This window comes from Marinobacter nauticus (assembly GCF_003634635.1).
GTDB classification, from domain to species: domain Bacteria; phylum Pseudomonadota; class Gammaproteobacteria; order Pseudomonadales; family Oleiphilaceae; genus Marinobacter; species Marinobacter nauticus.
In genome coordinates, this window is sequence record NZ_RBJB01000002.1 from 1,106,215 (window position 1) to 1,126,054 (window position 19,840).

General features: G+C 57.8%; 18 protein-coding genes and 1 tRNA gene. 5 read left to right on the forward strand and 14 right to left on the reverse strand.

Going from position 1 to position 19,840, the window contains the following annotated elements; translation table 11 throughout:
* Nucleotides 1-122: 122 nt before the first annotated feature.
* The 5 genes from C7436_RS05450 to C7436_RS05470 all read right to left on the reverse strand — a co-directional run bounded on the left by C7436_RS05450 (nt 123) and on the right by C7436_RS05470 (nt 6,223).
* Nucleotides 123-797 carry a rhomboid family intramembrane serine protease gene (locus tag C7436_RS05450; protein WP_170155414.1) on the reverse strand — a complete coding sequence of 225 codons (675 nt, stop codon included), beginning with the start codon at nt 795-797 and terminating at the stop codon, nt 123-125.
* A gap of 16 nt (nt 798-813) precedes the next feature.
* Nucleotides 814-1,827, reverse strand: a complete 1,014-nt coding sequence (locus tag C7436_RS05455; RefSeq protein ID WP_113878887.1) for a metallophosphoesterase — start codon at nt 1,825-1,827, stop codon at nt 814-816.
* 2 nt (nt 1,828-1,829) lie between these two features.
* A complete protein-coding gene (locus C7436_RS05460) occupies nt 1,830-2,714 on the reverse strand; it encodes an NAD(+) kinase (protein WP_011785545.1) in 885 nt (294 codons plus the stop codon).
* A gap of 76 nt (nt 2,715-2,790) precedes the next feature.
* A complete protein-coding gene (locus C7436_RS05465; protein ID WP_121206952.1) occupies nt 2,791-4,026 on the reverse strand; it encodes a DNA repair protein in 1,236 nt (411 codons plus the stop codon).
* A gap of 133 nt (nt 4,027-4,159) precedes the next feature.
* Nucleotides 4,160-6,223, reverse strand: coding sequence for an NADPH-dependent 2,4-dienoyl-CoA reductase (locus C7436_RS05470; RefSeq protein ID WP_023009319.1), 2,064 nt, complete (start codon nt 6,221-6,223; stop codon nt 4,160-4,162).
* A 135-nt stretch (nt 6,224-6,358) separates the two neighbouring features.
* Between C7436_RS05470 and C7436_RS05475 the strand changes: the two genes are divergently transcribed.
* Nucleotides 6,359-7,405 carry an AraC family transcriptional regulator gene (locus tag C7436_RS05475; RefSeq protein ID WP_121206953.1) on the forward strand — a complete coding sequence of 349 codons (1,047 nt, stop codon included), beginning with the start codon at nt 6,359-6,361 and terminating at the stop codon, nt 7,403-7,405.
* A gap of 23 nt (nt 7,406-7,428) precedes the next feature.
* Here the strand turns inward: C7436_RS05475 and C7436_RS05480 are convergent.
* Nucleotides 7,429-7,505, reverse strand: a tRNA-Asp gene (locus C7436_RS05480).
* A 118-nt stretch (nt 7,506-7,623) separates the two neighbouring features.
* Nucleotides 7,624-8,655, reverse strand: coding sequence for an AraC family transcriptional regulator (locus tag C7436_RS05485; RefSeq protein WP_121206954.1), 1,032 nt, complete (start codon nt 8,653-8,655; stop codon nt 7,624-7,626).
* 236 nt (nt 8,656-8,891) lie between these two features.
* Between C7436_RS05485 and C7436_RS05490 the strand changes: the two genes are divergently transcribed.
* Nucleotides 8,892-9,767 carry a MaoC family dehydratase gene (locus tag C7436_RS05490; protein ID WP_121206955.1) on the forward strand — a complete coding sequence of 292 codons (876 nt, stop codon included), beginning with the start codon at nt 8,892-8,894 and terminating at the stop codon, nt 9,765-9,767.
* 3 nt (nt 9,768-9,770) lie between these two features.
* Here the strand turns inward: C7436_RS05490 and C7436_RS05495 are convergent, their stop codons facing one another.
* Genes C7436_RS05495 through C7436_RS05505 form a run of 3 tightly spaced genes read right to left on the reverse strand, consistent with a single transcriptional unit; the run spans nt 9,771 to nt 14,458 of the window.
* Nucleotides 9,771-11,339, reverse strand: a complete 1,569-nt coding sequence (locus C7436_RS05495) for an ATP-binding response regulator (RefSeq protein WP_121206956.1) — start codon at nt 11,337-11,339, stop codon at nt 9,771-9,773.
* Between the two features lie 51 nt (nt 11,340-11,390).
* The gene (gene fixJ, locus C7436_RS05500) at nt 11,391-12,011 is read right to left on the reverse strand and encodes a response regulator FixJ (RefSeq protein WP_014420970.1); all 621 of its coding nucleotides are present in this window, start codon (nt 12,009-12,011) and stop codon (nt 11,391-11,393) included.
* A gap of 38 nt (nt 12,012-12,049) precedes the next feature.
* Entirely contained in the window at nt 12,050-14,458 is a 2,409-nt protein-coding gene (locus C7436_RS05505; RefSeq protein WP_011785551.1) for a Lon protease family protein, read from the reverse strand.
* A 226-nt stretch (nt 14,459-14,684) separates the two neighbouring features.
* On the opposite strand from C7436_RS05505, the gene C7436_RS05510 reads away from it, so the two are divergent.
* Entirely contained in the window at nt 14,685-15,074 is a 390-nt protein-coding gene (locus C7436_RS05510) for a PilZ domain-containing protein (RefSeq protein ID WP_014420969.1), read from the forward strand.
* Here C7436_RS05510 and C7436_RS05515 read toward each other — a convergent pair whose 3' ends face one another.
* The 4 genes from C7436_RS05515 to C7436_RS05530 form a co-directional block, all read right to left on the reverse strand.
* Nucleotides 15,075-15,536, reverse strand: a complete 462-nt coding sequence (locus C7436_RS05515) for a flavodoxin family protein (protein ID WP_121206957.1) — start codon at nt 15,534-15,536, stop codon at nt 15,075-15,077.
* A 32-nt stretch (nt 15,537-15,568) separates the two neighbouring features.
* Complete coding sequence (recA, locus tag C7436_RS05520; protein WP_011785554.1) at nt 15,569-16,612, reverse strand: recombinase RecA; 1,044 nt, start codon at nt 16,610-16,612, stop codon at nt 15,569-15,571.
* 157 nt (nt 16,613-16,769) lie between these two features.
* Nucleotides 16,770-17,270 (reverse strand): nicotinamide-nucleotide amidohydrolase family protein, encoded by a 501-nt coding sequence (locus tag C7436_RS05525; RefSeq protein WP_023009325.1) that lies wholly within the window; start codon nt 17,268-17,270, stop codon nt 16,770-16,772.
* 37 nt (nt 17,271-17,307) lie between these two features.
* A complete protein-coding gene (locus C7436_RS05530; protein WP_121206958.1) occupies nt 17,308-18,408 on the reverse strand; it encodes an FAD-dependent oxidoreductase in 1,101 nt (366 codons plus the stop codon).
* Nucleotides 18,409-18,481: 73 nt separating this feature from the next.
* Between C7436_RS05530 and C7436_RS05535 the strand changes: the two genes are divergently transcribed.
* Both C7436_RS05535 and C7436_RS05540 read left to right on the forward strand, forming a co-directional pair.
* On the forward strand, nt 18,482-19,186 hold the full coding sequence (locus C7436_RS05535; protein WP_014420965.1) for a TIGR04283 family arsenosugar biosynthesis glycosyltransferase: 705 nt from the start codon (nt 18,482-18,484) through the stop codon (nt 19,184-19,186).
* A complete protein-coding gene (locus C7436_RS05540; protein WP_121206959.1) occupies nt 19,183-19,806 on the forward strand; it encodes a TIGR04282 family arsenosugar biosynthesis glycosyltransferase in 624 nt (207 codons plus the stop codon). The genes C7436_RS05535 and C7436_RS05540 overlap by 4 nt, the downstream gene beginning before the upstream one ends.
* The last annotated feature ends 34 nt before the right edge of the window (nt 19,807-19,840 follow it).

Consider the following 19,840-nt stretch of genomic DNA (forward strand, 5'->3'; position numbering starts at 1 on the left):
TTAAAAATGATAACGATTATCATTAATTCACCAAATGACAACGGTCGTATCATTTGGTCTCTCTCATCAGGAGCTAAAAGCTCTTTTAACAGCCTCACCTTTTGGTGGGGCTTTTTTTTGTTTCAGCCTCGGTATCGACGAGGAGGCATGATCGCCGCCATCGCCAACCCGGCCAGAAAGCCGCCCAGGTGTGCCTCATTGGCCATGCGACCCACGCCAATCATCTCCGGCACTGGCGTAAAGCCAATGATCATCCACACCAGCGCAAAGGTCACGAGTGCCGGCGGGAATTGGAAACGCGGCAGTCTTCGCTGGCTCAACCAGCAATAACCGAGGATGCCGTACACCACCCCCGAGAGCCCGCCGAACAGCGGGCCGGACACCAGATACTGTAGAAGATTGGACGCCAGACTGGTGGCCAGAAACAGTCCTACCAGCCGTGCCCGGCCGTCCATCCATTCGATCTGACTGCCCAGGAACCAGAGCATCACCGAGTTGAAGATGATATGGGTCCAGCTGAAATGCAGGAAATCCGGCGTCAGCAGCCTCCAGACCTGGCCTCCCGAAAGGGTCATAGAGAGCGCTTCCAGGCGCCCGGCCAGTGTGCTGAAGGTATCCCAGCTGAACGGCCGGGGGTCGACAATCATCATAGCGGCGGCAAAATTGCTCTGCCCCATGCCGGTCAGCCATACCATCACCACGGCAACCACGATGACGCCAATGACAAAAGGAGCATGGCGGGGCGCAGGCTGCCAGCGGCCGCCAGGAGTGATCGGGGAAGACGACGGACTATCCAAAACTACCTCTCTGGTGTTAGCGGGCGACACTATCTTCGCTGGTCGGGTAATCGGGCTGCTCCGGCCGGTCAACATCAACCCAGACAAATTTGTCCGAAGAGAGCACTTTTTCCCCATCAAACCGATAGGCCACCAATTTGCCATACTTCACGGCGCTGAAATCAATACACGCCACATTGTGCTTGAGCGGAGCGGGGGCACCCTCCATCCAGTAATGCCCGACAAACACCGGCGGCGCGTCCAGTGGATAGGTAATCAGCTGCTTGCGCTCCTCCTCGCGCAAAGTCCTGCTGGCCACCTCCGGCGGCAGCGGATCCGGCTGAAACACCACATCTGCATAGGTTTGCGGGTCGTCTGCCCAGAACTTGGTACGGAAGAACTGCCGGACGTAGCCATCCCGGCCCGTAATGGACATCCCTTCCGGCAGGCGCAGGTCGGTTCCGCGCAACAGGGTATCCATCACCTGCCCGGCGAAGGATTCGATGGCCGCCGAGGCGTGCAGGAAATCTTCGTCGATACAGGCGCCGCCCTGGCTCTGGCGGAACTGATCAATCAGGGTCTGATCCCAGCAGGCATGCACCACGCGAAAGCCTTCCTCATCAATGAACAGCGGAATGCTGTAAAACCACTCCAGAAATTCGTTCCATTCATGTGGATACGCATCAAACTGCTCAAGGGTTTCCTTGATCAGCCGATCGTGGCGGGCATTGTGTTCCCTCAGAAACTTCTTGCCGCTGCCTGGCCGTGCCCGGGTGCAGTAACCCAGTGCGTTGTACTCGTGGTTGCCCATGACAATTCGGGCAAAGCCGTGCTCCACCATGTCACGCACCAGGTGCAACGCTTCCCGGATTCTCGGCCCACGATCAATAATATCGCCGATAAAAATGGCCTGTCGGCTGGGGTGCTGGTAAATGCCGTTCCGCTTCCGATACCCCATCTGCTCCAGCAATCGCTCCAGGGTATGGGCGCAGCCGTGGATGTCACCAATAACGTCGTAGCCGCGATGTGCGGTTGTCTTGATTGCCGCCATGATCAACTCGCTGCTATTTCGCTTGCCCAGCCCAGCTTGTCCCGGCAGGTCGCGTAAAAATTGTGATCGGTGGGATGAATCAGACGGATCTTGAATGGTTTTTTGGTGATTCTGATGATATCCCCCGGGGCACAGGCAATGTTCATCTGACCATCGAAGCTGACCTGTGGATAGGTCTCATTGGTTTCGCCGATCACCAGTTTGATTTCGCTTTTGCCATCCACCACGATCGGCCGACTGCTCAGGGTGTGGGGGAACATGGGCACCAGCACCACCGCATCCAGCTTCGGATGCATGATCGGACCACCAGCCGACAGCGAATAGGCCGTGGAGCCGGTGGGCGTCGCCACAATCAAACCATCTGAACGCTGGCTGTAGACGAAATGACCGTCGATAAACAGGTCAAAGCCAATCATCCGCGTGGATTTGCCCGGGTGCAGAACCACGTCGTTCAATGCCGAGCCATACCCCAATGGCTGGCCATTACGCTCAACATGGCCATCCAGCAAAAACCGGGATTCTTCGATGTAATCGCCCTCAAGAACCCGGGCCAGGCGCTCTTCAAGATCTGACGGCGAGATATCGGTCAGAAATCCCAGTCGACCGCGGTTCACGCCAAGAATCGGAATCTTGGACTTGGCCAACTCCCTGGCGGCGCCCAGCAGGCTACCATCACCCCCGACCACGATCACCAGATCACAGATCTCACCCAGGAGCTTCTTGCTGGCCACCTGCAGACCATGACCAGGAATCATGGTGGAAGTGTCTTCCTCGATGATCACATGGTAATTGTTGGCGGTAAGGTACTGCTTGAGCTGCCGTAAAGACTCCACCACCTTGACGCTGCCCATGCGCCCGACGATGCCGATATTCCTGAACTGGTCCATGAAGTGTCCCGTGGTCTCTGAATGAAACAGGAAACAGTTTAACGAAACTCGGGCAGATTCTGAAAAAAGATACCGATCAGGCCTTGTGCTGGTCGCAGCGGTCGTCCTGTCCGGGCTCAAATTCGGCAGGCTGGGTCACGCGCATGATGGGCTCGCCACAGGCTTTGCCTTCGTCATCAACATGTTTGCATACGGGGTGTTCGTAATGGGCAAGCCATTCCCGATAGGCAGGCTCATTCATACCACAGCGCTCTGCGGCATAGGCCAGCGGGTTTCCGAAGTAAGTGTCGATGTCTTCGTAGGGCAAAGTAATATGCCCGACACCAGGGTGATAGGCCACCAGGAATACCGCCTGGGTGCGCAGCTGCTCCAGCAGGGAATCTTCCGGAGGCTGGCGATGGCGGAGTTCATGGTTCTCCTGCTCCAGAGCCACGATTTTGTCGTCCCGCAATTCCAGCTCCCGCTGTTTGCGCTCCAACTGTTCCCGCAACAACACCGTCTCGGCATTGGCGTTGGCATCTTCCCTGCCTTGCCCGGCACTGCCCTCCGCCATTTTCTCCTGCATGCTCAGGTATTGCTCATTGCGCTGGGACAGGCGTTTTTTCAATTGCTCGTTGGTCAGTTTCAGGCGTTCGTGTCGCTGCTCCAGGTCCACCAGCTCACTGCGCAGCCCCTGCATTTCATTGCGATGCTCACGCTGAAGGTCAGCCAGTGAATCCCGATGGACGCTCTGGAGCGTCTTGATTCTGAGCCGTTGCTCGCGGAGGACCTGAGCCAGACGCGCGCGGTCACGGCTACCATCGTCACTATTCGATTGCGGGGTCGGGGCCGTGAGTACCGGGATATTCTCTTCTTCGGGCTCGATCTTCTGAAAACGGAGAGTATTGGCGTCAACCGCCTTGCGAATGGCCTGAAAATGGTTGTTGCCGGGGGTCATGTCCGGGTCCCAGAGTTCATTGGCAAACTCCGGATCCGGACACTGACTACGACACACCAGCCTGATAGGGCCGCCCCCCATGTTGGGGCCTTTGGCGCCCTGCTCTGCCAGAGCTTCAATGGGGACATTCCAGTGGCTGTCTGCGCGCCCCTCCTCATCAAACCAGATGCGGAAGAACACCAGAGAACGCACATTCAGATCGGAGCTGAGATTGACGAGAACCGCCCGGACATCAGTTTCGGCCAGGTCTGACAGACCGACATAGCCATCCAGGAAAGCGCCAAATTCCGACAGCCTCATCTGCCGGGCAACCTGGCTACCGTCCATAAAAAATACCGCCGAATAACCTTCAGCGGCCTGGCTGGCATTTACCATCAACCTTCTCCGTGCCCCGGGAATCTCAGTTCCGGACGCTCGCCAGCGCCCTTTGGTTCCAATTCAAACACTTTCCGACATAGTCTAGCCAGACAAGTGCCGAAGCACAGAGAAAAACTGCAACGATTTGTGATCAAATCTCCGCAGCGAGCCGGCTACCCTGGTTAATGGCCCGCTTGGCATCCAGCTCTGCCGCCACATCGGCGCCACCAATCAGGTGTACCGGAATGCCCGCTGCCTCAACACCGGCCTGCAGCTCGCGAAGCGGCTCCTGACCAGCACATACAATGATGGTATCCACCGGCAGGATCTTGTCCTCACCCTGCTCCGAGCCTTTCGGCGTAACCGTGATGTGCAGACCTTCATCGTCGATCTTGCGATAAGTCACCCCCGGCACCATCTGAACATGGCGATTCTTCAGCGAGGTTCTGTGAATCCAGCCCGTGGTCTTGCCCAGGTTCTTGCCCACTTTGGAGGCCTTACGCTGCAGCAGATAGACCTCGCGAGCCGGCGCCGGCACTTCCGCTGTAACGCCCTGTATACCGCCACGATGCTCTACCGACAGGTCCACGCCCCACTCCTTCATGAAGTGTTCGGTATTCAGCGAGGGAGAATCGCCCTTGTGGACAATAAACTCGGACACATCAAAACCGATACCACCGGCACCGATCACCGCCACTCGCTGGCCCACCGGCTTGCGCTCCAACAGGGCGTCGAGGTAACCGATAACGTTCGGGCGATCAATGCCCTCGATATCCGGAGTACGGGGTTCCACACCAGTAGCCAGAACCACTTCATCGAAACCACCCGCTTTGAGTTCCTCGGCGGAAACCCGGGTATTCAGACGTACCTCGACCCCGGTCTTGTCGAGCATTTTCCGGAAATAACGCAGGGTTTCGTAGAATTCCTCCTTGCCCGGAATACGCTTGGCCACGTTGAACTGGCCACCGACTTCGCTGCCGGCATCAAACAGGGTCACCTTGTGACCACGCTCCGCGGCCACGGTGGCAAACGCCAGGCCCGCAGGGCCGGCACCGACTACCGCGATGGACTTGGGCTGCGCCGTTTTAACGTAAGCCAGCTCGGTTTCATGGCAGGCCCGCGGGTTGACCAGGCAGGAGGTCAGCTTGCCGCTGAAGGTATGGTCCAGGCAAGCCTGGTTACAGCCGATGCAGGTATTGATCTCGTCGGCACGATCCTGCTCCGCCTTCAGCACCAGCTCAGCATCGGCCAGGAACGGCCGGGCCATGGAGACCATGTCGGCATCGCCGTCCGCCAGGACTTTCTCGGCGACATCCGGCATGTTAATCCGGTTGGTGGTCACCAGGGGAATGCTGACCTCGCCCTTCAGGCGCGCTGTTACCTTGGTAAATGCAGCCCGGGGCACCGAAGTGGCAATGGTCGGAACACGGGCTTCGTGCCAACCGATACCGGTGTTGATAATGGTGGCTCCGGCTTTCTCGATTTCCTTGGCCAGGTGAACCACTTCTTCCCAGGTGCTGCCGTCTTCAATCAGGTCCAGCATGGACAACCGGTAGACAATAATAAAGTTCTCACCCACCCGCTCACGCACCCGGCGCACAATCTCCAGCGGCAGACGGATACGGTTCTCGTAGCTGCCGCCCCACTGGTCGGTGCGGTGGTTGGTGTGAGCGACGATAAACTGGTTGATGAAGTAACCTTCAGACCCCATGATCTCGACGCCGTCATAGCCGGCCCGCTGCGCGAGAGCGGCGCAATTCACGTAATCGTCGATCTGCTTCTGGATACCAGCTTCGTCCAGCTCCCTGGGTTTGAAAGGGTTGATAGGCGCTTGAATAGCAGAGGGCGCCACCAGCTCCGGAGAGTAGGCGTAGCGGCCAGCATGCAGAATCTGCATACAGATCTTGCCACCTTCGTCGTGAACCGCCTTGGTGATGACCTTGTGCTTGTCGGACTCTTCCTCGGTATTCATCTTGGCCGCATGCTGGAATACCGCACCTTCCGTATTCGGGCCTATACCACCAGTCACGATAAGACCAACGCCGCCACGGGCGCGCTCAGCGTAGAAAGCAGCCAGGCGCTCAAAACCGTTTTTCACTTCCTCAAGGCCGGTGTGCATGGACCCCATCAGGGTACGGTTGCGTAACGTGGTAAAGCCCAGATCAAGAGGCTTCAGAAGATTCGGGTATTTGCTCTCGCCGGAAGCAGTGGTCATGAAATTCTCCTCATCTGATCAGGTATCGGGACATCCGCCCATTTGTTATGGGCATAACACTACCGACCCTGCTCTGCGCCAACAATATCCAAAAATAACATTTGATTATCCCTGAACAACATCAATAATAGGCCCATGATCAAATCCCGAACGCCGGCCCGGAATGCTCTGGGCGATATCAGCCTGCTCTACGTGTCCGTACTACTGCGGGCCGTTGCTGCCGAAGGTGGAGATGCGGAACAGCTGAAAGCACGGTTCCATCTGAGCGCTCCGGAACAGGCAGCCGTCGATGCCCGTATCAGCATCCCCAGATTCATGCGACTGGGCCACGCCGCTATCAAAGCCACGGGGAATCCGGCGCTGGGGCTGCGCATGGGGGCGCTGTCACGCCCGGTCGACGCCGGCATCGCGGGGTTCGCCGCCGAAACCGCCGGGACAGTCGCCGGGGCACTTGAATTGCTGGTGCGATATTCACTCCTCACCAGCCATAATTCCCGCGGGGCTCCCAGCTTTCAGCGCGCAATGAAAACCGTGAGCTTCTATTCCATTCGCCCCTACAACCAATACAACTATTTTGTCGTGGATTCTGTGCTGGCCGCCTGGACCCAACTGATTCGACACATGACTGGCCGCTACGATGTACTGGAGCGTGTCCGGATTGAGTACCCATCAATTGGCCAGGACGACCTGTTCGAGAGCTGGTTCCGATGCCCTGTGGAATTCGGGGCTCCGACAAACGATATCCGGATCAAGGCTTCAATCTGGGAACTGGTACCGGCACAGGCCCAGAGAGGCATGAATGAGAAACTGGTGAACCTGTGCGAACAGGAACTGCAGCGGATCCAGCGAGGGTGGAGAATTACCGATCGCGCTCGCCATCACATGGCGCCATTACTGGTGGGTGGCAAGGTGTCGGTGGACGTTCTGGCCGCAAAAATGGGCCTGACGCCCTGGACACTGCAACGACAGCTGGCCGAAGAAGGCAGTGGATTCCGGCAATTACTGGACACTACCCGCCAACAACTGGCCTGGGATTACTTGAAGGAAACCGACAGCTCGCTGGCAGAAATTGCCTGGCTGCTCGGCTTTGCCAACCCTCCGGCATTTCACAAGGCATACCAGCGATGGCATGGCATCAGCCCGGGCGAACATCGAAAGATTCTGAGGATCAGGAAAAACTGAGAAGACTTAAGGGGAGGTGAAAATGGCGGAGCGGACGGGACTCGAACCCGCGACCCCCGGCGTGACAGGCCGGTATTCTAACCAACTGAACTACCGCTCCGCGTAGCTGCCTGAGCTGTCTTGCGACTGCTCTGTGACAACGAGGGCGCATTATAAAGAGGCCCTCGTTTATGTCAACGATTTTCCCAAACTTTTTTCAGATTTGCCTGAATCGCCACTTACATGGCATCAACCATTGCATCCTTGCCTTGGGCGGTCTTGCGGTATTCAATCGGTGTCATGCCAGACCAGCGTTTGAACGCCCGATAAAACGTACTGGGTTCTGAAAAGCCGGTCAGGTAGACAATTTCATCAATGGATTCATCGGTGGTGGCCAGTAGCTGCCGTGCAAGACGGTAGCGGAAATCCGCCAATACCTGATTAAAACTGGTTTCGGCTTCGGTCAGCCGGGTTCGCAGGGTCCGAGGCTTGATCCCCAAACGCTCAGCCACGGCATCAAGCGTGACTTCGCCGCTATCGAGCAATTCCGCGATGATGCGCTCCACCTGGCCAACAATGTCCTTCTTCTCGAGCCGGGCCACCTGCTCACTGGCGAATCGTTCATGCAGGGCCAACAGTTCGGGTTCCGCATGAGGCGATGCATGGGACAGCAATTCGGCGGGGAAATAAAGCCGGTTCTCCTCAGCACCGAACACCACGTCACAACCCAACACCTCACGAACATGGTCCTGACCCTGCTCCCGATCATGCTCGAACTCAATCCGGGATGGGTAGAAATTGCCGTCGGTAATGGATTTGAAAAAGGTAATCAGGCCTTGAACAAAACACTCATTGAAGTGTTTCAGACGGCGAACATCGTCTGAGGCGGTATCCAGAACCATGCAGGCTTCATCGCCAGCCACGAAAAAATCCGTGTTGGCGGCATCGCTGAGCAAGCGCTGATAATTCTGGGCGCGGCGCAACCCCTCGCCAAACGTCGGACTACTCAGAAACAGGTATTCCAGTACCTGCCCCTTGTAGGCGGGGAGCAATGGCCCAAGGTGCAAACCAACGTCGGGGTCACCGGATACATCCTCCACCGCCTGCCAGAAATAGAGCTGGGCGCTGTGGGGAGTCCTTAGCTGATCCGTGTATACGTACTGCTCGTTAACGCCAAGGCGGCTGAAGATGGCGTCGGTATCAATACCTCTTCGCTTCATCGCCTCGTATATCAGGCGCAGCATCACGCCTGCATCACGTAGTTCCTGCATAGTATCCCGCTTTTTTATTTATTGGTTACTACTTTGACCCGCCGGACAGGGCCCGGAGCACGCCAGGTCAATGCCAGATCTGGCCGGGTTTGCCAGACTTTCGTCGTACATTAGAGCATATCAGGCCACATACGCACAGTTGTACCAGAAATTGGCAACGCCCAATATAAAATCACATTGCCATCAAGACATGCACATGGATGCCGGCCCCGGGGCCGACCAAGGAGAACGCTACGATGTCCGCGCCACTGGTTTATCACCACACGCCCCCTGCCCTCTTGCCTCTGTACGGTAAGGCACTGCTGCCGAAATCCGGAAAGAACCACCCCCAAGCGGTGCAGATTCCGAGGCTGGAGGCCAGTCTTCTGGGCGTTACAACGGACTCTCCCGCGCTCCGCGATTATATGAAAGTCTGCAGTTTTCAGCCGGGAACCCGCGTGCCAGTGACCTGGCCGCATATCCTGGCGTTCCCCCTGCACCTTAAACTGCTCACCGAACCCGCATTCCCGCTGCCGTTGCTGGGGTTGGTCCACCTGAGAAACAGCATCACCCAGCATCGCCCTCTGGCCGCAGGCGAAAATCTGGACCTCAAGGTTATCCTCGATAACCAGAAACGCACCGACCGGGGCCTGGAGTTTGACCTGGTTACGGAAGCGAGAGCCTCAGGACGCCTGATCTGGGAGGAAGTCAGTACCAACCTGTTCCGGATAACCAACGGCCCCGGTAAAACCAGCACCAAACCGAAACCGGAGCTGGAAACCTACCCATTCTCCGAAGCGATCAAGGCCCCGGAAAACCTGGGCCGGCAATACGCCAAAGTCTCGGGGGATCGAAACCCAATCCACATGCACGCCCTGAGCGCCAGAGCCTTCGGTTTTCCACGGGCCATTGCCCATGGCATGTGGAGCAAAGCACGGGCACTGGCGCTGCTGGAGAACCAGAAGGGCTGGAAGGATGGCCCGGTGCGGGCCAGTTGCCAGTTCAAGAAACCCCTGCTACTGCCGGGAAACGCGATGCTGAACTGGCAGACAGGAAAAGATGGCTGGGATTTCCAGTTACTGAATGCGAAAGGCGATGCCCCGCACCTGACCGGGCGCATCGACTGGCTGTAGCGCTTATTCCTCCGGAGCGCAGACCTCTACTTCTGCTCCGGAAACAGGCAGGGTGAACCAGAAACAAGCGCCGCCATCTTCCGGTCGCTCGTATCCGATTTCGCCGCCCTGAGCCTGAATCAGGGAGCGGCAGGTGGCCAATCCGATACCCATACCCTCGTCTTTGGTGGTATGAAACGGATGAAACAGCTTCTCTTCGGCTTCTTCGGCGACTCCGATGCCATGGTCCCGCACCTGAACCCGGACACAGTGGTCGCCACAACGGCGGGCACTCACTTCAACCGGCGTTGCCGCGCCGGCACTGCGGGTGGCTTCCAGGGCATTGCGTATCAGGTTCAGGGCGACCTGCTGCACCTGTATGGGGTCCGCCAGCACATCCGGCAGCGAATCCTCTACCTGCACCTCGATGCCACCTTCGTTGTTGCGCATGTCGACTTCGGCAAACTGGCGGGTATCCTCCAGCAAACCGGGAACCGAGAGTATTTCCTTACCGGTGGCGGGCTTTTTCATGAATCGCCGGATCCGGCGGATGATTTCGCTGGCGCGATGGGACTGAGCCTCGACCTTGTCCAGGGTTTCCTGCAGCAAACCCAGGTCGGGTTGCTCCTTGCCCATCATACGCTTGGCCACTCGGGCGTAATTGGTGATTGCCGTCAGTGGCTGATTGACTTCATGGGCAAATCCCGCCGCCATCTCGCCCATGGTGCTCAAACGGGAGGTGTGGGCCAGCTGATCCCGCTGCTCCTGAACCATGGCCCGGGCATCCTCCAGTGCCTGCTCGTTTTCCAGCTCGGTGGTGATATCCCGGAACACCACCACCGCGCCGTGGAGTTCTTCGTCATCCAGCTTTGGCGTTGAGCGATACTCCGCGGGGAAACCGGAACCGTCGGCCCGTAGCATACGGATATCTCGCTGGTTCTCGGCCACGCCTTGCCGGCAGGTAGCCATTACCGGCAGGTTGTCTTCCGAATCTGACGCGGTCGAAAAATGCAGATCAAAAAAGCTCTTGCCGATCAGGTCTTCAACCGGGCAGCCCATGATCATGCCCGCAGCGGGATTGGCGAATTCAATGATGCCATTCTCGTCGAGGCCGTAGATGCCCTCGCTGATGGAATTGAGAATCCGGGCCTGATCACCCTGGAGTTCGCGGTTCCGGGCCTGCAATTCACGCTCAAGGCGAATCACCTGGGCATGGGTTTTCACCCGCGCAATCACTTCCTGGGACTGAAACGGCTTGGAAATGTAATCCGCGCCGCCAAGAGAAAAACCTTTTACCTTGGCCTGCAGATCATCCAGTGCCGACAGAAACACCACCGCGCAGTCGGCCGTTTGCGGGTCGGCTTTCAGGCGCTCGCAGACCTCATAGCCGTCCATTTCCGGCATCATGATATCCAGAAGGATGACTTCAGGGTGGTGTCGGTGGGCAAGGTCCAGTGCTTTCTCGCCTTCGTTGGCGATCAGCAAACGGTAGCCTTTGTCTTTCAGGGTCTCGTAGAGGACCTTCAGGTTCTGCGGGTTGTCGTCCACCAACAGAACCGTCACCTCGGAGTTCTCACTGACAGTTTCAGTCATAGAAATACGGCCGGTTAAAAACGTTCGGACATGATGACGGTGCCGGCCGTCCTAGTCGATAAGGTCCTTTACGGACAGGACCATACGTACCAGATGGGCCAGGGAATGGGTGCCCATTTTGTGCATTACGCGGGAACGGTGAATCTCCACGGTACGCTGGCTGATTTCCAGCTCAATGGCGATGACCTTGTTGGCCTGGCCGGCAATCATGCGGTCCATGATTTCCCGCTCGCGGGGCGTCAGGCTCTTCACCCGGCGGATGATTTCCTGTTTTTCGTCCAGGGATTTACGCTGTTCCTGATCCTGCTCCAGGGCCGCCTCGATCTTCTCCAGCAGAGCCTCTTCACGGTAGGGCTTCTGGATGAAATCCACGGCACCCTCTTTCATGGCGTCCACCGCCATCGGCACATCGCCATGGCCGGTCACAAAGATGATGGGCAGGATCGAATGCTTGTCGTTAAGCTTCTTCTGAAGCTCCATGCCATCCATCCCGGGCATACGGATATCCAGCACGATGCAGCCTGCCATCTTGTCGGAATAGTCCTTCAGAAAGGCATTGGCGCTTTCATAGGTTTTCACCGGCTTGCTATCGGATTTCAGCAACAACTCCAGTGAATCACGAACGGCTTCATCGTCCTCTACCACGTACACAGTTTGCTGGATCTCAGTCATGGATCTGTACTCTCCTGTCCGTTTTATTATGGTGCCGGTCAGTGAATGGACGGATCTTTATGATCGTCCCGGGCGTGCTCCTGCCGCTCATGCTCTCGCATTTTTTCGAGCCGTTGCTGAATAATGCCAAAAACACTCTGCTTGGGGTACCTGCCTTTCTCATCGGCTTTGCCCGCCGGCTTGCCCAGTAACAGTGTAATCGCCTCTTCCACCCGGGCAACCGGGTACACGGCAAACCGCCCTGCCCGGGCCGCCTGCACCACTTCGCTGTCCAACATCAGGTTCTGGACATTGGTGGTTGGAATGATGACACCCTGGCTGCCGGTCAGACCACCTTTAAGCTCACAGGTGGCATAGAAGCCTTCCACTTTTTCGTTCACACCACCAATCGGCTGCACCTCGCCAAACTGATTAACAGAGCCGGTAATGGCCAGATCCTGCCGCACCGGAATGCCGGACAAGGCCGAAATCAGCGCACAGAGTTCCGCCAATGAGGCACTGTCGCCATCCACCTCGCCATAGTTTTGCTCAAAGGTCAGGCTGGCAGACAGGTGCATGGGATCGTTCACGGCAAAATGAGAGGCCAGCCAGGAACTCAGAATCATCACGCCCTTGGAATGGATATTGCCGCCCAGCTTCACATCGCGCTCAATGTCCATGACTCCGCCATCTCCATAGTAGCAGCTTGCGGTCACGCGATTGGACAAACCAAACTCGAAGCCACCGGTGGACAATACCGAAAGCGCGTTAACCTGACCTACGCAGGTGCCCGTGGTGGTCACCAGAGTGGAACCGTCCCGGATGGAATCATAGAACTGATCACGGATGCGACTGCTGCGGTAACGGGCGCTCTCCAGCGCACGTTCCACATGTACCTCGGAAATCAGCTTGGCGCCAGCCTGGCGGGCCCAGAAATCCGACTCTCGCAACAGGTTAGCGATGTCGGCAGCATGCAACGACAGCCTGTCCTGATGGTCGGCCATGCGGGCACTATGCTCGATAATGCGAGCCACCGCCTTGTTGGTGCAATGCAACAGCTTCTTCTCGACCACAAGGCTGGAGATGAACTTGGCGTACAGCAACTGGCTCTCTTCGGTGCGGTACATCTCGTTTTCGAAATCCGCCGTTACCCGGAACAGCTCGGCAAACTCGGAATCGTATTCCTGCAGCAGCATCCAGGTTTCTCGATCGCCGAACAACACAATCTTGACGTTCAGGGGAACCGCCTCCGGCTCGATGGAAATGGTGCCGGACAGGGTCAGCTCCCGCTCCAGGGAGTTGATCTGGATCGATTTTGATCGCAATGCGCGCTTCAGACCATCCCATACGAACGGCTGCTCCAGCACCTTGATGGCGTCCATCAGCAGATAGCCACCGTTGGCCCTGTGCAGGCTTCCGGCCCGAATCAGAGAGAAGTCGGTAAAGACCGTGCCCTTGTAGGTCACGTTTTCCACATAGCCGAACAGATTGTGATAGGTGGGATTATCTTCCACCACCACCGGTACTTCATTGGTTTTCTGATGCACCAGCACATTGATGAGGTAGCGCCGGGGCATTCTCTTGTCCAGTGCGGCCCAGGCAATGGCAGCCTGCTCCTCGTCGTCTTCCAGGAAGATATCCAGGTTATCCACCAGGTCTTTGCGAACGGCCTCCAGGTAAGTAACCACATCGGGCTGTTCACGATATTTCTCTACCAGCTCGTCAATCTGATGGCCGGAAATACCCTCCAGGGTCTCCTGGTTTAGAGCCTGCTGTTTGTCGGCATATTCCTGTTCCCAGTCCGCCATCTTCCGCAACGCCTGGCGCAGCTTCTTCTCGAGCTTGTTGATCGAGTCTTCAAACTTGTCCCGCTGCTCCTCGGTCAGAGCCTGGAAGCTTTCCGCGGTGTGCGGCTCGTCGCCATTCATGGCAACCAGGCGATAGCCACCGGGGGTGGTTACCGTCAGGCTTACCTTTTTCCGTTTGGCCTGGGCGGCCACTTTGGCCAGCTCATCTTCCTGCCTCTTGCCGTAATCATTCTTCAACTGCTCCGAGCGTTCCAGAAAACTGTCGCTGTCGAAAGTCTGGGGGATCGTCTTCACCAGCCGGGTCATCAGCTTTTCCATGTCCTGCTTCAGCTGGGTACCCATACCTCCCGGCAGCTGCAACAGCTTGGGATTACGCGGTTCCTCGAAGTTGGCGACATAACACCAGTCATGGCTTTGCTGCAGCGTGTCCACATGATGCTCAAGGTAACGCAGCATCATGGTTCGCTTGCCCAGCCCATTCCGACCCACGGCATAGACGTTGTAGCCGCCATGGGGCATGGCCAGGGCGAAGCGCACGGCCTCCTGGGCACGGTTCTGGCCCACGATTTCGGCCAGGGGCTCAAGTTGCCTTGTGGTCTTGAATGGCAGGTCTTTGAGGACGCAGGCTTTATACAGCTGATGCAGGGGCAGAGACTTCAAATTGGCTTCCCGTAACGGTCAGTTTTGTCGGATTTCAGGCCCGCCATTGTAGTGCCTGGGACCGGGTCTGTCGCGTACCTCGTCCGGTTTTATCGAAAGGGGCCAGAGCCGACAGCAAGTGCCAACTTGGTCACAAATCCGGCCGTGGTCATTTTTCATGCAAGCCGTCGATTACTACACTTCATCTCCCGGACGGAATCCGGCCACAACAAGTACAAGACACGTGATGACTGAAAACATGACGAATAATTCCGCAGATCGCCGTATCAAGGATCGTTTTCCGGCGTCCTGCCTAAGGGTTCAACTGCGTGAGCGCGGTTTCTTCGGCCGTGGCAAACAGCCTGTGGCAGTTACCTGCCTGGACATGAACCGCTATGGTATGGCGGTTCTCTGCCCCCGGCCGGTAGATGTAGGTGTGCGACTGTTTCTTGATATCGAGGGCAAGTACATCAGTGAATCCCGGGTCGGCGCCCGGGTTATCGCCTGCCAGCCCTATCAGGCGGGATATCGGGTCAGCCTGCAGTTTGCCTATTGCCTGGATAAAAATGCCTACTCACGAACGATGGACAACGCACTGTCCCGTATTGAAGGCTTCTACAACCGCTACGCCAGTTGATCAGATCAGGCCGGCGTCAAGGCTGGCCGCCACTGTCATACCCAACTCGTAACACTGCTCTTCAAACTCGGGCCGGAATTCACCCCGGCATACCAGTGCATCCTGCACCAGCTTCCAGCGCAGCCCTGTGGTTATGGTCTCAATAGCTCGGCGGGTCCCGGTACCATCATGGCCGGCACGGATATAAAAGGCAAAAGGCAGGCCTTGGGTTTTCTCCAGGCAGGGATAGTAGCTGCGGTCGAAAAAGTCTTTCAGCGCGCCAGACATGTAGCCGAGGTTTTCCGTGGTGCCCAGGATAATGGCGTCGCATGCGAGGATGTCTTCGGGGCCAGCTTCGAGAGGCGCCTTTACCACCACCTCTACCGCTTCGATGTCCGGATTACGGGCGCCATTTTCAATGGCACTCCGTAATCCCAGGGTATTCGGAGACGGGGCATGGGCCACAATCAGCAGTCGCTTCATGTCACGCCTCCTTATCTTTCTCTTTTTAGAATTTACAGCAGTTCGCCATTGGCTTCAGCAGGAGCCTCCGCCGTTTCTTTCTTGACCGGCTTGGGCATCAGCTTGTCACGCACCTTGGCCTCGATTTCATTGGCGATATCCAGGTTCTCTTCCAGGAACTTACAAGCGTTTGCTTTGCCCTGGCCGATCTTGTCGCCGTTATAGGCGTACCAGGCACCGGACTTGTCCACAAAGCCTTCTTTCACGCCCATATCGAGCACTTCCGCCATGTGGTAGATGCCCTTGCCGTACATGATCTGGAATTCTGCCTGCCGGAACGGCGGCGATACCTTGTTCTTGACGACTTTTACGCGGGTTTCGTTGCCCACCACCTCGTCGCCGTCTTTCACCGAACCGATACGGCGAATATCAAGGCGCACAGAGGAGTAGAATTTCAGGGCGTTACCACCGGTGGTAGTCTCGGGGCTACCGAACATAACGCCAATCTTCATACGGATCTGGTTGATGAACACCATCAGGCAATTGGCGTGCTTCACATTACCGGTAAGCTTGCGCAGTGCCTGTGACATCAGGCGAGCCTGAAGACCCACGTGGCTGTCGCCCATTTCGCCTTCAATTTCCGCTTTCGGGGTCAGCGCCGCAACCGAATCGACAATAATCACGTCCACCGCGTTCGAGCGCACGAGCATGTCGGCGATTTCCAGCGCCTGCTCACCGGTATCCGGCTGGGAAACCAGCAGCTCATCAACGTTAACACCCAGCTTTTCCGCATAAACCGGGTCCAGAGCGTGCTCGGCATCCACAAAGGCACAGGTTTTACCCTGTTTTTGCGCTTCCGCGATAACCTGCAAAGTCAGCGTGGTTTTACCGGAGCTCTCCGGGCCGTAAATCTCAACGATCCGGCCGTAAGGAAGACCACCAATACCCAGAGCAACATCCAGCCCAAGAGAGCCGGTGGATACGGCAGGAATCGCCTCACGGGGCTGGTCGCCCATCTTCATTACGGCACCTTTACCGAACTGGCGTTCGATCTGGCTCAACGCTGCGCCGAGTGCTTTCTTGCGGTTATCTTCCATTCTTGCAAACCCTCGTTACCAGGGCCGCTCAACCTTGTTGGCCAATGCGGCAGAATCCGGAGAAAACCTGAATAGCCATCCAGTGTTTTCCTGTATATTTGAACAGTATTAAAACATATGGCCAGAAGGAGACCAACCCCCGGAAAGGTGAAAATCCTCACAGGGTTTCGACAAATCCGGTAACTCCTTCTAATACATACAAAACCGACTGCCGGCGCACCTGATCCCGATCGCCATCGAAATGCGCTACCCGGGCTTCGATGTTGCCAGCCCGGCTGCCCCAGGCAAACCAGACCGTACCAACCGGCTTGTCTGCACTACCCCCACCCGGCCCGGCAACACCGCTGATAGCGACAGCAATATCCACGCCTGTGGCACGTATGGCACCTGTCACCATCTGTCGCACCACCGGTTCACTGACCGCCCCGCACTGCTCCAGAGTATCAGCCTGTACGCCAAGGATGGCCTGCTTGGCGGCGTTACTGTAGGTCACCAGACCCGCCATAATATAGGCGGACGACCCCGCCCGGTCAGTCAGCACCTTGGCCACCCAGCCACCGGTGCAGCTTTCAGCGGTGGCGATGGTCATCCCCTTACGCTCAAGCGCCACCGCCAGCGCGTCACCAGCCTTGGCCAATTGTCCGTCGGTCACATTCATATTGTTCTCCCGTTTCCTGTAATGCCCGTCGCCAGTCTCAGGCTCCGGGAAAACTGTCAACAAATCCGCGATCAATGCGGTCTTTCCACTTCCAGACCCAGGCCCCCGAAAACGTCAAAGGGCCATAACTACCAATCGCCGTGCAGTCTCCCGCCGCCAACAGGTACAACGAAAACCTTCGCGGATAGAAACGCGCCAACGGTTTACCCGATATCGCAGCAGCAAGATTACGGGCCAGTATCGGCCCGGCACGAACCGCGTGTACCCCGGAACGGTCCAGCCGTTGGTCAACCCGGCTACAGGCGTCTCCGGCCACAAATACATTGTGGTGAGACTTACTGCGATGGCTGGCGTCTACCCTGACAAAACCGGCTTCGTCTACCGCCAGGCCGCTGGCTTCCAGAAAGGGCAGAGCCCTGCCACCGGTAGATACCAGAACCGCATCAGCCCGCAATCGTCGCCCACCGGCCAACCGAACCCCGTCAACCACCGGCTCTCCATACTCCTCAACAATCTCGACACCGCAGCGCATCAGCGCCCGCCGCACCAGGCGGCGAAAGCGAGGACGAAAGCCCGGGACCACACCATTGCTGCCGGCCACCAGAACAACGCCCGCCTGGTCGCAGTCCGCTGATCGCCGGGCCAGGGCCATAGCGATCTCCGCACCTCCCGCGCCTCCACCAAGAACAACAATACGCGGGCGCGCTCTGGCGCGCAGGGATCGCTCGGTTGCCGGCCAGTCTTCAGCAAATCGTTCGACGGGCTTAACACCGAGGATCATGCTGTCCGGCTCGTTCAGCACGGCACTGTCACTGGCCGATCCAACATCGACAGAGAGCAGATCGTAGGGCACCCGCTCACCACTTGCCAACACGACCTCCTGCTCGGTTGCCCGCAATTCAACAGCCCGATCGAGCACCAGCCTGCCACCGGCGGCGATCACCGTGGGCTCGACCAGGACACGACACTGATCGAGGCGATAGTGCCCGGCCAGCCAGCCCGGGATCATCCCGGAGTAGTACTGCCACCGGGACGGTGACACCACCACCAGCTCAGTTTCCGGCAACGGCTCGCGCGCGAACTGACGCAACGCCACCATGTGAGCGTGGCCGGCACCCAGCAAAACCAGTCGTTTCATAACCTCATCTCCCGCCTGCCATGCTCACCACCCCGAGCTCTGATATGCTCCTCTCAGGAGGCCACCAAAATCCATGTTGCGACACCCAATACGCGAAGAAGATCCCCGGATGGCGATCATCGTCCCCGTTCTCAACGAGATCGACGGTATCGAATCACTGCTGAGCCACCTGGAAATCTGGCGTCAGCGGGGCGCCGAAATCATTGTGGTGGATGGCGGCAGCGACGACAAATCGGACAGTCTCATTGAAGCGAGGGGGTTTCCCCTGATTCGCTCTGCCCGCGGACGCGCAACCCAGATGAATGCTGGAGCACGCAGCAGCCAATCGCCTTTCCTGATATTCCTGCACTCGGACACCCGGTTGCCGGAGCATGCGGACACGCAAGTAATGACTCACCTGGCACGCTCAGAAACCAGCTGGGGCCGTTTTGATGTTCGTATCGACGGCCGCTCCCGCCTGTTGCCGATCGTTGGCGCCATGATGAATCTGCGCTCGAGACTGACCGGCATCGCCACGGGCGATCAGGCCCTGTTTATGACTCGAACCCTGTTCGAGCAGGTCGGAGGCTTTCCGGAACAACCACTGATGGAAGATGTGGAAATCTGCAAACGCCTGAAACACATCACGCCCCCGGTGTGTCTGAGTGACAGAGTGGTCACCTCCGGCCGGCGCTGGGACCAGCGCGGCGGCTGGCGGACGATCTTTTTAATGTGGCAGTTGCGCTGGGCCTATTGGCGCGGCGTTCCCGCAGACCAACTGGCAGCCCGTTACCGATGAACCAGACACGTATTATTGTTATCGCCAAAGAACCCCGGCCCGGAAAGGTAAAAACCCGCCTGATCCCGGCGTTGGGCGAGGCCGGTGCCGCCCGGCTGGCAGACCGCATGCTGCGGCACACTCTGGCGCAGGCCCTCGACGCCAATATCGGCCCGGTGGAACTCTGTGTCAGCCCGGATCCTGCGGCAGAATACTGGCAACAGTTGGACCCTGGTGACCGAGCCATCCTGTCTTCCCAGGCTGAAGGTGACCTGGGCCATCGCATGGCGGAAGCCGCCAGACATGCCCTGACAGCCGGCTTACCGGTGATCCTGATCGGAACGGACTGCCCGGATCTTGACGCCAACCGACTGAAGCAAATGGCCGGCGACCTCCTGAACCACGATGCCTGCCTGTGCCCGGTCGCCGACGGCGGCTATGCCCTGCTGGGGCTCCGGCGTTTCAGCCCGACCCTCTTCACGGATATACCCTGGAGTACCGAGCAGGTGGCCGCCATCACCCGACAGCGTCTGGCGGCCCTGGGGTGGCGCCTGGCGGAGAGCGAAACCCTGAACGACGTCGACGAGCCGGCTGACCTGCAAAGGCTGGCGACAGACTATCCCGGGCTGATGATGTCCTGAGTGACTGACCGGCTGCCGACACCTCCGGACCATG